General features: G+C 71.9%; 11 protein-coding genes and 1 pseudogene. 6 read left to right on the top strand and 6 right to left on the bottom strand.

Annotated elements, in window-relative coordinates; genetic code table 11:
- The first annotated feature begins 189 nt into the window (after positions 1-189).
- Positions 190-1293, top strand: a complete 1104-nt coding sequence (locus tag AB0C46_RS22445) for an aminopeptidase P family protein (RefSeq protein ID WP_362829893.1) — start codon at positions 190-192, stop codon at positions 1291-1293.
- A gap of 150 nt (positions 1294-1443) precedes the next feature.
- Here the strand turns inward: AB0C46_RS22445 and AB0C46_RS22440 are convergent, their stop codons facing one another.
- Positions 1444-2457, bottom strand: coding sequence for a zinc-binding dehydrogenase (locus AB0C46_RS22440; protein ID WP_362829780.1), 1014 nt, complete (start codon positions 2455-2457; stop codon positions 1444-1446).
- Between the two features lie 409 nt (positions 2458-2866).
- On the opposite strand from AB0C46_RS22440, the gene AB0C46_RS22435 reads away from it, so the two are divergent.
- On the top strand, positions 2867-3511 hold the full coding sequence (locus tag AB0C46_RS22435; protein ID WP_362829892.1) for a pentapeptide repeat-containing protein: 645 nt from the start codon (positions 2867-2869) through the stop codon (positions 3509-3511).
- A 426-nt stretch (positions 3512-3937) separates the two neighbouring features.
- On the opposite strand, the gene AB0C46_RS22430 is transcribed toward AB0C46_RS22435, so the two are convergent.
- The 3 genes and pseudogenes from AB0C46_RS22430 to AB0C46_RS22420 all read right to left on the bottom strand — a co-directional run.
- On the bottom strand, positions 3938-4435 hold the full coding sequence (locus AB0C46_RS22430) for a hypothetical protein (protein WP_362829778.1): 498 nt from the start codon (positions 4433-4435) through the stop codon (positions 3938-3940).
- A 68-nt stretch (positions 4436-4503) separates the two neighbouring features.
- On the bottom strand, positions 4504-5181 hold the full coding sequence (locus tag AB0C46_RS22425; RefSeq protein ID WP_362829776.1) for a response regulator transcription factor: 678 nt from the start codon (positions 5179-5181) through the stop codon (positions 4504-4506).
- Positions 5182-5299: 118 nt separating this feature from the next.
- Positions 5300-5710 (bottom strand): annotated as a pseudogene (locus AB0C46_RS22420) (M24 family metallopeptidase); the annotation flags it as partial.
- A 98-nt stretch (positions 5711-5808) separates the two neighbouring features.
- On the opposite strand from AB0C46_RS22420, the gene AB0C46_RS22415 reads away from it, so the two are divergent.
- Positions 5809-6078, top strand: a complete 270-nt coding sequence (locus AB0C46_RS22415; RefSeq protein ID WP_362829774.1) for a helix-turn-helix transcriptional regulator — start codon at positions 5809-5811, stop codon at positions 6076-6078.
- Positions 6079-6550: 472 nt separating this feature from the next.
- Here AB0C46_RS22415 and AB0C46_RS22410 read toward each other — a convergent pair whose 3' ends face one another.
- Entirely contained in the window at positions 6551-7126 is a 576-nt protein-coding gene (locus AB0C46_RS22410; RefSeq protein WP_244419317.1) for a TerD family protein, read from the bottom strand.
- 202 nt (positions 7127-7328) lie between these two features.
- On the opposite strand from AB0C46_RS22410, the gene arfB reads away from it, so the two are divergent.
- Positions 7329-7757 (top strand): alternative ribosome rescue aminoacyl-tRNA hydrolase ArfB, encoded by a 429-nt coding sequence (gene arfB / locus AB0C46_RS22405; protein WP_208681537.1) that lies wholly within the window; start codon positions 7329-7331, stop codon positions 7755-7757.
- Positions 7758-7775: 18 nt separating this feature from the next.
- Here the strand turns inward: arfB and AB0C46_RS22400 are convergent, their stop codons facing one another.
- Positions 7776-8390, bottom strand: a complete 615-nt coding sequence (locus AB0C46_RS22400; RefSeq protein ID WP_362829771.1) for a flavin reductase family protein — start codon at positions 8388-8390, stop codon at positions 7776-7778.
- Between the two features lie 312 nt (positions 8391-8702).
- Here AB0C46_RS22400 and cdgB point away from each other — a divergent pair, with 312 nt between their 5' ends.
- Complete coding sequence (gene cdgB / locus AB0C46_RS22395; protein WP_362829769.1) at positions 8703-10379, top strand: diguanylate cyclase CdgB; 1677 nt, start codon at positions 8703-8705, stop codon at positions 10377-10379.
- 259 nt (positions 10380-10638) lie between these two features.
- Positions 10639-11550, top strand: coding sequence for a CBM35 domain-containing protein (locus AB0C46_RS22390; protein ID WP_362829767.1), 912 nt, complete (start codon positions 10639-10641; stop codon positions 11548-11550).
- Positions 11551-11592: the final 42 nt, after the last annotated feature.

Here is an 11592-nt window from a genome sequence, read left to right as displayed (position 1 = left end):
CGTGGGGATGGGTGGATGAGTCCGTGGGGGCGGGTGGATGAGCCCGTGGGGATGGGTGGACGACCTCGCGGGGACGAGCCCGGGAAGAACGGGAGGCGTGAACTGGAGGAGTGAAGAGGCCCATGGGGGAGGGAATTCGGCGGGCCCAAGGGGCCGGATCGGCGTAAGTTCGCCGCCATGGTGACTTCGATGACACAGGTGGACTACGAGCGGCGGATGACGCGGGCGGGCCGGGCCGCCGCCGATGCCGGGCTGGCCGGACTGATCGTGACGCCGGGGCCGGATCTGACGTGGCTGTGCGGCTACCGGCCGACGGCGGTCACCGAGCGGCTGACCGCCCTGGTGATCGAGCCGGGGCGGCGCTCGCGGCTGCTGGTGCCCGTACTGGAGTACCCGGATGCGGAGTACTCCCCAGGGGCCTGGGCGATGGAGGTGTCGGGGTGGACCGATGGTTCGGACCCGTATGCCGAGGTCGCCAAGTGGATGGACCCGCAGGGGCGTTACGGGATGTCCGACTCGACCTGGGCGATGCATCTGCTGGGGCTCCAGCGGTCGGTGCCGGGCAGTGCGTACGCCGCGCTGACGGAGGTGCTGCCGATGCTGCGCGCCGTCAAGGACGCCCAGGAGGTGGAGCTGCTGGCCGCGGCCGGGGCCGCCGCCGACGCGACGTACGAGGAGATCCTGACCGTCCGTTTCGGCGGGCGGCGGGAGTCCGAGGTGGCGGCCGATCTGGTGCGGCTGCTGACCGAGCACGGGCACAGTCAGGTGGACTTCACGATCGTGGGGTCGGGCCCCAACGGCGCCAATCCGCACCACGAGCCCGGGGAGCGGGTCATCGAGGACGGGGACATGGTCGTGCTCGACTTCGGCGGCCTCAAGGACGGCTACGGGTCGGACACGACACGGACCGTGCACGTCGGGGAGCCGGGCGCCGAGGAGCGCAAGGTACACGACATCGTGCGGGAGGCGCAGCAGGCGGCGTTCGAGGCGGTGCGGCCGGGCATCGCGTGCCAGGACGTCGACCGGGTGGCCCGGCAGGTGATCAAGGCCGCGGGGTACGGCGAGTACTTCATCCACCGGACCGGGCACGGCATCGGGGTGACCACGCATGAGCCGCCGTATCTGGTCGAGGGCGAGCATCTGCCGTTGGTGCCCGGGATGTGCTTCTCGATCGAGCCGGGGATCTATCTGCCGGGCCGGTTCGGGGTGCGGATCGAGGACATCGTGACGTGCACCGAGTCCGGCGGTCGGCGACTGAACCAGACGGCGCGGGAGATGGCGGTGGTGCGGTAGGGCGGGGCGGTTGGTCGTCGGCCGGACGTCAGCCGGTCGGACGTCGGACGGTTGGGTGGTTGGGCGGGTAAGCGGGATTGGGGCGGAGCCGACCGCCCCGCCCCGTATGGCGTCCAACCTCGCCCCGCCCCGCCCCTGAGGAGTTACGCCCTACGGCACCAGGACGACCTTGCCCATCGTGGCGCGGGACTCCAGCGCCTGGTGCGCGGCCGCGGCCTCCGCCAGGGGGAAGTGCTGGACCGCCGGTACCAGCCGGCCCGCCGCGGCCTCCGCCAGGGCCGCGGTCTCCAGCGTGCGGAGCGGGTTGCCGCCGCCGGCCCTGGCCAGCATCGGCGGGCCGAGGACCTGCTCCGACGTGATCCCGCGGGCCGTCAGCTCGCCCTCCGCGAACTCCAGTGGACCGCCGGTGAGGAGACCTCCGGAGGACCAGCCGAAGACCAGATGACGGCCCCCCTTGGCGAGCAGATCCACGGCCGCGCGCCCGGGGGCACCGCCGACCGAGTCGAAGACGAGGGTGGCGCCGGCCGCGTCCCGGCCGTCGAGGAAGGCCCGGACCAGGGACGGCCAGCCGTCGCGGGTGTAGTCGACGGCGAGGTCGGCGCCCAGTTCGCGGACGCGTGTCACCTTGGCGGTGCCGCCGGCCAGGCCGATGACCGTGGCACCGGTGTTCTTGGCGTGCTGGACGAGCAGGGAGCCGATGCCGCCGGCGGCCGCGGGGACGAGCGCGATGTCGTCGGCGGTGAGGTCGGCGAAGAGCAGGATGCCCATGGTGGTGCGACCGGTGCCGATCATGGCGACGGCCTGGCCCGCGTCCAGGTTCTCGGGGATCACGTGCAGCCGCTCGGCGGCGACGACGGCGCGTTCGGCGTAGCCGCCGGGAACCATGCCGAGGTGGGCGACGACGCGTCGGCCGAGCCAGTCGGGGTCGGTGCCCTCGCCGAGCGCCTCGACCGTGCCGGCGACCTCCCGTCCGGGCACAGTCGGCAGCTCGGGGAGCGGCGCCGGCCCGCCCGGTCTGCCCTCACGCAGGGCGGTGTCCAGGAGGTGGACACCGGCCGCCGCCACCGCGATACGGACCTCTCCGGGCCCCGGGCGCGGGTCCTCGACCGTCTCGTAACGGAGGTTCTCCGCGGGGCCGAAGGCGTGCAGCCGTATCGCGTGCATGGCGGTGTCTCCTTGGGGGGTGGGCCTCGGTGGGGGGCCACGGTGGGTGGGCGACCGCCCGCCACTCTGTTACCTCAAGCCTGGTTGAGGTCAAGGCGGTTCGTGCGGCGCGGCACATCGTGCCTGCTGCCCTGCTGCCCTGCTGTCCTCCTGCCCTGCTGTCCTCCTGCCCTCCTTGCCGCCTCCCCGCCTGGCCGCCTGGCCTCCTGTGACGGGGAGTGGGCGCGCGGCGCCCGGCCGGGACCCGCGCGGGGCGCGGTGGGAGCTCCCGAGCGACCGGGAATGCGGATGTTTTCGCAGGTCAGGGCGCGCTGTCAGTGGTGTGGTTCACGATGGGGTGTGCAGGCGCGGGTGGGTCACGGACGGTACGGAAGGCGGTGATCGCGTGGCAGGGCGCGGCAAGGAGACGGTGCGGGCGGTGCGGCGGCCGGAGGTGCGGCTTCCGGCGCTGACGGTGTACGACGGCGGGGAGCTGGAGGTCGAAGGGGACTACGAGGGGCTGGAGTTCGCGGACGGCGACTGGGCCGGGCAGTCGGCGCGCGGCGCACGCTTCATGGACTGCGCGGTGCGGCGGTGCGCGCTGGACGAGACCGTGCTCGGCCGGGCGCGGATCATCGACAGCGTGCTGAGTGGTGTCCGCGGGGTCGGCACGGATCTGTCCCAGGCGTCACTGCGCGATGTGGAGGTGTCGGACGCCCGGCTCGGCGGGACGCAGCTGCACGGGGCGGTGCTGGAGCGGGTCGTGGTGCGTGGAGGGAAGATCGACTTCCCGAATCTGCGGCGCGCGAAGCTGCGGGATGTCGCCTTCGAGGGCTGTGTGCTGGTCGAAGCGGACTTCGCGGGGGCGGTACTGGAGCGGGTGACGTTCGACGACTGCACTCTGGCGCGGGTGGATTTCTCCGAGGCGCGGATGAAGGACGTCGATCTGCGGGGCGTGGCCGCACTGGACATCGCCCGGGGGATCGACCGGCTGTCGGGCGCGGTGATCAGCCCTGCCCAACTACTGGATCTGGCCCCGGCGTTCGCGGCCCATATAGGAGTGCGGGTGGAGTGAGGTGGCGGCCTGTCGACCGGAAGTCCGGGTCGGGCGTGGGCCCGGGCGCCGGGGCGGCGGCGTGGAGCGCAGCCGGCGTGCGGCGGGACGGCTCGATACTCGGGCCCGTTCGTATGGGGGCGGCGTGGAGCCTGAGCCGGTACGCGGCCATGGCTTGGGCCCCGGGCCGTCGCACGGGGGCGGCGTGGAGCCTGAGCCGGTTTACGGCGGCCACGGCTTGGGACCCGGGCTGTCGCACGGGGGGACGGCATGGAGCCTGAGCCGGTGTGCGGCGGCTATGGCGTGGGACCCGGGCCGTCGTATGGGGGACGGCGTGGAACCCGAGCCGGTGCACGGCGGGGGCGGCGCGTAAGGCCCGGCCCGGCGTAGGGGTGGGGGTGGGGTGCCGCCCGGCGCAGGGCTGGAACGGGGGTGTCTTGCCGGGGTTCAGACGCGGGGGAAGCGGGCCTGGAGGTCCCAGATGGTGGGGTTGTCGCCGAGGCCGTCGTGCATATCGGTGAGGTCGGCGAGCAGGTCGTGCAGAAAGTCGCGGGCCTCGCGGCGCAGCGCGGAGTGGTTGAAGGTGAGCGGGGCCTCGTCGGCCGGCATCCAGTCGGCGTCGACGTCCACCCACCCGAACCGGCGCTCAAAGAAGATCCGGTCGGCGGATTCGGTGAAGTCCAGCTCGGCGTGGACCGGGCGGGCGGAGCGATTGCCCCGGGGGTCGGTGTCGAGCTGCTCGACGATGTCGCACAGCGCCCAGGCGAAGTCGAGGACCGGCACCCAGCCCCAGGCCGTGGACAGCTCGCGGTCCGTCTTCGTGTCGGCGAGATAGACGTCGCCGCAGAAGAGGTCATGGCGCAGCGTGCGCACGTCCGCGGTCCGGTAGTCCGTCTGCGGCGGATCCGGGAAGCGGCGGGAGAGGGAGTAGCCGAGGTCGATCACACCCTGATGGTGTCACGCGGTGTGAAGCCGCCGTCCGGTGCGGTCCGGTGCGGTCCGGTGCGGTCCGGTCAGGGCAGGAGCCGCTGCTCCCTGGCGACGGAGACCGCGGCGGTCCGGGAGTTCACGCCGAGCTGGTCGTAGATCCGGTCCAGGTGCGTTCTGACCGTGGCCTCGCTGGCGGACAGCGCACGGGCGATCTCGCGGATGCTCAGCCCGCGGGCGAGCCGGTGGAGGATGTCGAGCTCCTGGTCGGTGAGGGTGGGGCGCGGGCTGCGCATCTGGGCGAGGACGCGATGGGCGACCGGCGCGGCGAGCGTGCTGCGGCCCTCTGCCGCGGCCCGGATCGCGGCGAACAGCTCCTCCGGCGGCTCGGCCTTGAGCAGATGTCCGGCGGCGCCGGCCTCGAGGGCACGGGCGATGTCGGCGTCGGTGTCGTAGGTGGTCAGCACGAGGACATGGGGGGAGTAGGGGCCATGGGGGGAGCCGGGGCCATCGGGGCGGGTGATACGCCGGGTGGCCTGCACGCCGTCGCTACCGGAGCCGAGCTGGAGGTCCATCAGGACGACGTCGGGGCGGAGCGCAGCGGCCAGGGCCACGGCCTCCTCGCCGTTCCTGGCCTCGCCGATGACCTCGATGCCGGGGGCGTTGCTGAGCAGGGCGAGCAGCCCGGCGCGTTCGACGGCATGGTCGTCGCAGAGCAGCACGCTGATGGGGGTGTGCGCGGGTTCCGCGGCGGATGGGCTCATGGTTGCGCTCCAGAAGGACGGCGGCGGACGGGACGGTGCCACCCCCGGCCCGGCGCCGCTTCCATGGTGCGCTCACCGAGCCGTTCGCGCAGACCGGCATCCCCCCGCACGACCACCCCTCCAGCGCCCGCCGGGTGGTGTCCATGAGCCGCTGGTCCTCGGGGCGGGCGGTGCCGACCGTGAAGCTGAGGGCCGCGTCGCCGGCCCAGCCGTCCACGAGGGCGCCGCAGTCGATGCTCACCAGGTCGCCGTCGCGCAGCCGGGTCCCGTCCGGGACACCGTGCACGATCGCGTCATTGACGGAGACGCAGAGGACGGCGGGGAACGGGGTGGGGGCGAAGTTCGGGCGGTAGCCGAGGAACGGTGAGTCGGCGCCGGCCTCGCGCAGGACCGTATGGGCGACCTCGTCCAGGTCCAGCAGCCGCACGCCCGGCGCGGCCGCCGCACGCGCCGCCTCCAGCGCGTCGGCGACGACCCGGCCGGCCACCCTCATCGCGTCCAGTGCCGCGTCCGTCTTGATCTCCACCATGTGCCTGACCTCCCGCTCACCGCCGCCCGCGCCGCGTCCGGCGGCAGCAGGCGGTATTTATTTACCGGTATTTGTTTACCGGTATTAGTATCACAGGCATGGTGCGAACTCCTCTGACCCCTCGGGAACGTGAACGCGGCGAGCGACTTGGCGCGCTGCTGCGGACGGCGCGCGGCGAGCGGAGCATGGTCGAGGTCGCGGCGGCGGCAGGGCTGTCCGCCGAGACGCTGCGGAAGATCGAGACCGGCCGGGCGCCGACACCGGCGTTCTTCACGATCGCCGCGCTGGCCGGGGCGCTCGGGCTGTCGCTGGACGGGGTGGCGGCGCTGGCCACGCCCCCCGAAGCAGCCGTGGACGCGGTCGCCTGAACGGGCCGCACGGCGCACCCCCGATCGCCGAGCGGCGCAGCACCCACCCCCGGGCGGCGCACACCCCCGCCGGGTGCCACACATAGGTGGCACCATTCACCGCCGGGCGGCCCCGCCATCACGCGGCCCACCCACCGCAGGGTGGCGCAACGCCCACCGCCAAGCGGCACATACTCCCCGCCGGGCAGCCCCCGCCGTCACCCGGCACGTCACCCGCGCCAGCGCCCCCATCACCGCGCCCGCCACCACCGCGCCCCGCACCACCGCGCCCCCCGCCACCACGCCCGCCCCATCCGCGCGTAGGCCCCCACATACGCGCCGAGGGTCGCCCCCAAATACGCCGAGGGCCGGCCCCCCATGCGGGGAACCGGCCCTCCGTTGCGCTGACTGCGCCAGGACGCAGATCTGGCTCAGCTATTGACGCCGAAGTCCTGCTCCGGCTCAGACGCTGACGCCGAAGCCCTGCTCTGGCTCAGACGTTGACGCCGAAGTCCTGCGCGATGCCGACGAGGCCCGAGGCGTAGCCCTGGCCGACCGCGCGGAACTTCCACTCCGCGCCGTTGCGGTACAGCTCACCGAAGACCATGGCGGTCTCGGTGGCGGCGTCCTCGCTGAGGTCGTAGCGGGCGATCTCGGTGCCGCCGGCCTGGTTGATGATGCGGATGAAGGCGTTCCGCACCTGGCCGAAGTTCTGGCTGCGGTTCTCGGCGTCGTAGATCGAGACCGGGAAGACGATCTTGTCGATGTCCGCCGGCAGCGCCGCCAGGTTGATGTTGATCTGCTCGTCGTCGCCCTCGCCCTGGCCGGTGACGTTGTCACCGGTGTGCACGATCGACTGGTCCGGCGTCGCCTTGTTGTTGAAGAAGACGAAGTGCTGGTCGGAGTAGACCTTGCCGCTCGGGTTCACCGCGATCGCGCTCGCGTCGAGGTCGAAGTCCGTGCCGGTGGTCGTGCGGACGTCCCAGCCGAGGCCCACCGTGACGGCGGTCAGGCCCGGTGCCTCCTTGGTGAGGGAGACGTTGCCGCCCTTGGACAGGCTTACAGCCATGGGATGTCCCTTTCCTTGTCGACTCGTCGAAGCGTCGGGCTCCGTACTGCGCACGAAGCTACCGTCACCCACCACAACGCCATGAGGGGACCGTCAGGTTCCTGCAGTCTTTACTCTCTTTGCCGAATTCTGATGTGAACGCTCTGAGAGGACCCCGAAAAGCGGGTGACGGGGCAGCGCGCGACGCGGGATCATAGGACGCATGTCCGGGCCCTATGTCATCCGCGGTTCGGTCGTCCTTCCAGAGGCCGAGCTCGTCTGGCGTTTCTCGCGCTCCTCAGGTCCGGGCGGCCAGCACGTCAACACCAGCGACAGCCAGGTAGAGCTGCGCTTCGACCTCGACAAGACGCAGGCGCTGCCGCCGGTGTGGAAGGAGCGCGCCCTGGAGCGGCTGGCGGGCCGGCTGATCGACGGAGTGCTGTCCGTACGGGCCTCCGAGCACCGTTCGCAGTGGCGTAACCGCGAGACCGCCGCCGTCCGGCTGGCCGCGCTGCTCGCCGAGGCCACCGCCCCGCCGCCCAAGCCGCGCCGTAAATCGCGGATCCCACGGGGCATCAACGAGCGGCGGCTGCGTGAGAAGAAGCAGCGTGGCGATACCAAGCGCGGCCGCTCGGGCCGCGACTGGGGCTGACCGCCACCGGCCCCGGCCTCACGCCAACTGCCGGTACTTCCCCCGGAAGTACGTCAGCGGCCCGTCGTCCTCGTTCGGGACCGACGTGGCCAGTACGCGGGCGATGACCAGGGTGTGATCGCCGGCCACGACCCGCTGCTCGGTACGGCACTCCAGGGTCGCCAGCGCGCCCCCGATGAGGGGAGCACCGGACACTTCGCCCCGTACATGCGGAATGTCCTCGAAGAGCAGCCGGTCGCTGATGCGGCCCTTCATGGCGAATCGTCCGGCGATCTGCCGCTGATGTCCCGACAGCACCGAGACGGCCCAGTCGGGCTGCAGCTCCAGCAGGTCGTCCATCCGTGAGTCATTGCGAACGCTCACCATCACCAGCGGCGGGTCGAGCGATACCGACAGGAAGGCCGTGGCGGTCATCCCGACGTCCTCGCCGTGCGGGCCGCCGTCCGGGTCGTGGGCAGTGATCAGCACCACGCCGGCGGCTAGGCGGGACAGGGCGGCACGGAACTCGTCGTCACTCACCCCAACAGAATGCGGGATCGGCGCGCCGCCCGGCACGGAAGTGAGGGCGACGGCGGGTACGGGGTGGGCGACGGGCCCGGAGGCCGCCGCATCGGCAGGAGTCTTCGTGAACACGCCATAAACGCTAACTTCGGCCGACCGCGGCTCGCATCAGGCCCGGGGACCACTCGCGTCCTAGGTCTGACGACGGAGGACCGACGCGCTCGGAATTTGCGTTCAGGAAGTGTAGAAAGAGTGAAGGCGCGCTCCCGTGGCGGTTTTATGGAAGATCGCCAACCGTCCTTTCTGGATTGTGACTTGAGTCACAGCAGGCGCTAATTGTTGACCCTGTGTACCGAGTGAACAGCTCACTGTGATTCAGTGAGCGGGGAATCGGACGACAAGAAATCGTGGAGTTTGCTGTCGAGGTCTCAGGGAGAGCGAGCGATGGAGACCGAGTCGGAGCCATACGTCCGTCTTGCGACCCTGCGGCAGCTGCACCAAGTGGTCGCCGAGCTGAATACCGCACGCAGCCTTGCGGACACGTTGCAGACGGTCGCCGACGGTGTGATCACCGGGCTCGGCTATGAGCTGTCCGCGGTCAATCTCGTCCGTCCCGACGGCGATCTCGTCGTCGCCGCGGTCGCCGGCAGCGCGGGCGCCGAGGCTCTCATGGCCGGACGGGTCGGCTCCCGCGCCTCCTGGGAGCGCCGGCTGTCCATGGGCGAGCGCTGGGGCGACCTGTGCTTCATCTCGCATACCGAGGGCTGGGTGCTCGATGACGACGATGTACCGCAGTGGCACACGGCCGGACCCGCGCCCCGGTTTCCCGACGAGTGGCACCCCATGGACCGCCTCTTCGCGCCCATGTACACCGCGGCCAACGGCGGCGGCGAGCTGCTCGGGGTGATCTCCGTCGACCGGCCGCGCAACGGCCGGCGGCCCGGACCCTGGGGCCAGGAAGCCCTGCAGATGTACGCCTTCCAGTCCGCCATCGCGATCAGCAACGCCCGGCTCCGGGCCAATATGCAGCGCGCACTGGTCCGGCTGGAGCGCGAGCAGCAGGCGCTGCGCGCCAGCGAGGAGAGCTTCCGGCAGGCGTTCGAGTATGCGCCGAGCGGGATGGCCGTCGCCGAAATGGGCGGTGACCAGCACGGACGGCTGCTCCGCACCAACGACGCGCTGTGCCGGCTGCTGGGCCGCCCGGCCTCCGGGATGCGCCGCTACTCCTTCTCCGACCTCGTCCACCCCGAGGACATCGGCACCCTGCTGCGCACCTCCGCCGAGGGCGGCCGCGCCGAGCTGCGGCTGGCCCGCCGGGACGGCACCTATGTGTGGGTCTCGCTGCGCAACTCCGTCGTCGCCGACACCACCGACGGTCCCCGCTTCCTGCTCACCCACGTCGAGGACATCGAGGAGCGCAAGCGGCACGAGCTGCAGCTCGCCCACCGCGCCAGCCACGATTCGCTGACCGGGCTGCCCAACAGCGCCGAGCTGCGGGCCCGGCTCGGCGCCCGGCTGTGCTCGCGCCCGCCCGGCTCGATGGCGGACGCCTACGCCTCCTCGGGCACCCTCAGCGTCGATCCCCGTGATCCGCACGGCTTCCGGCCGGACGGGAACGAGCCCTTCGACGGGCTCGACGGCTTCGAGGGCGGGCCGCCGCCCCCGTTCGACCACCATGTCCATCTCGTCGCCCCCGCGGACGGGCCGGCCGACGACGGCTCCAAGGGGCTCGCGGTCCTCTTCTGCGACCTCGACGGCTTCAAGTCGATCAACGACCGCTTCGGGCACAACACCGGCGATGCGGTGCTGATCGAGGTCGCCCGCCGGCTGACCAGCGGCGTCCGGGACGGCGATACGGTCGCCCGGCTCGGCGGCGACGAGTTCGTGGTGCTCGCCGACGGCCTCGGTACCGCCGACGCCCAGGATCTGGCGGTCCGGCTGCGGAACGCGATCATCCCGCCGATCCGGGTGGAGGGCCGCGCGGTCCGGGTGGGCGCCAGCTTCGGTATCGGCTGGGCGAGCTGCGGGATGTCGGCCGAGGAAGTGCTGGAGTCCGCCGATCAGCGGATGTACGTCGAGAAGCGCTCCCGCTCGAAGGCGAACCGGCGGGCGGCGGGCTGAGCGGCCGGCGTCCGCCGCGACGTCCGCGCGCGATGCCGCGTATCTCACACCGGCCGCGCTCCGGGCCCCGCACCAGCAGTTCACCGTTCCGTAGCGATCTTGTGGCTGTTCGGGCACGGTGTGCGCGGGGCTTGAGGGGGTAGGCTGCGCCGGTGCGGCGCGGCGCCGCCGGGGGCCCGAAAGACAGTTCGCGCAATGAAGCCTGCGGACGCGTAGAGACGCGTACAGACGCGCACAGATCGCTTGGGAGTGACACGGAATGACGGCCGGCAATAACGGCGCGGACACGCCGGAGAACGACGACCCGTTCGCCTATCTCTACCGCTCCGAGGGCGGCGAGGGCGGCGCCCAGGGCTCGGCGGGCGACGGTGCGGCGGCGCGGCAGCCGGGGGTTCCGCGGACGTCCTACAACCAGGTGCGCGCGGTCGGCCAGCGCCAGTACGGCCAGCAGGCCCCGCAGCAGGTGACGTACGGGCAGCAGAACGCCCACTACGCCGCACCGGAGACTCTGCCCGGCGGTGACCGCACGCGTTCCGCCCCGGTGCCGGGCAACGGCGGCCCGGAGCCGCGCCGCGGCCGTAACGGTCTGCTGATCGGTGCCGTCGCCGTGGTCGCGGTGGTCTGCATAGGCATCGGCGTCGCGATGCTCACCAACGGCAAGGACTCCAAGGACGACACCGCGGGCAAGCCGGGCCCGACGGCCGGTGACACGGTGGCCCCCGATGACAAGCCCACCAAGAAGCCCGCTCCCGGCAAGCTGCCCAAGGGGGACGCGGGCGGTCTGCGGCTCGACGGCGGTGCGACCACGGCCAAGGACGTACCGGGCGCGCGCTCTTCCGGCGGGACGTATGTGGGGGGCATGAACACCCCGGGCGCAGCAGCCACTTGGTCGGTCGATGTCGATGTTCCCGGCAAGTACAAGCTCTACGTCGGTTACGGCGTTCCCGGCAAGGACGCCAACCTCACGCTGAACGTGAACGGCACGGCGGACGGCCGGCCGATCAACATGGAGAACTTCGCCCACGCCCCGGAGGGCGCCTGGGACAAGGGCTGGACCGAGACCTGGTCGTATGTGCAGCTCAACAAGGGCACCAACACCGTCAAGCTGTCCTGCGAGAGCGGGAACCAGTGCGACGTGAACCTCGACAAGGTCTGGCTGGCCAGGAGCTGAGCAACTGACGGCGCGCCCCCGAGGGACGTCCCGGACGTCCTT

Origin of the sequence: Streptomyces sp. NPDC048637 (assembly GCF_040650675.1) — a bacterium.
Classification (GTDB): Bacteria; Actinomycetota; Actinomycetes; order Streptomycetales; family Streptomycetaceae; genus Streptomyces.
Note: the sequence above shows the minus strand (reverse complement) of the source record. Positions and strands in the feature narration are given on the sequence as shown.

Excerpts from the sequence above, each read along its gene's own strand:
- AB0C46_RS22410 (WP_244419317.1), bottom strand. The coding sequence starts at position 7,126 with ATGGCTGTAAGCCTGTCCAAGGGCGGCAACGTCTCCCTCACCAAGGAG.
- cdgB (WP_362829769.1), top strand. The coding sequence starts at position 8,703 with ATGGAGACCGAGTCGGAGCCATACGTCCGTCTTGCGACCCTGCGGCAG.
- AB0C46_RS22390 (WP_362829767.1), top strand. The coding sequence starts at position 10,639 with ATGACGGCCGGCAATAACGGCGCGGACACGCCGGAGAACGACGACCCG.
- AB0C46_RS22445 (WP_362829893.1), top strand. The coding sequence starts at position 190 with ATGACACAGGTGGACTACGAGCGGCGGATGACGCGGGCGGGCCGGGCC.
- arfB (WP_208681537.1), top strand. The coding sequence starts at position 7,329 with ATGTCCGGGCCCTATGTCATCCGCGGTTCGGTCGTCCTTCCAGAGGCC.
- AB0C46_RS22425 (WP_362829776.1), bottom strand. The coding sequence starts at position 5,181 with ATGAGCCCATCCGCCGCGGAACCCGCGCACACCCCCATCAGCGTGCTG.
- AB0C46_RS22415 (WP_362829774.1), top strand. The coding sequence starts at position 5,809 with ATGGTGCGAACTCCTCTGACCCCTCGGGAACGTGAACGCGGCGAGCGA.
- AB0C46_RS22440 (WP_362829780.1), bottom strand. The coding sequence starts at position 2,457 with ATGCACGCGATACGGCTGCACGCCTTCGGCCCCGCGGAGAACCTCCGT.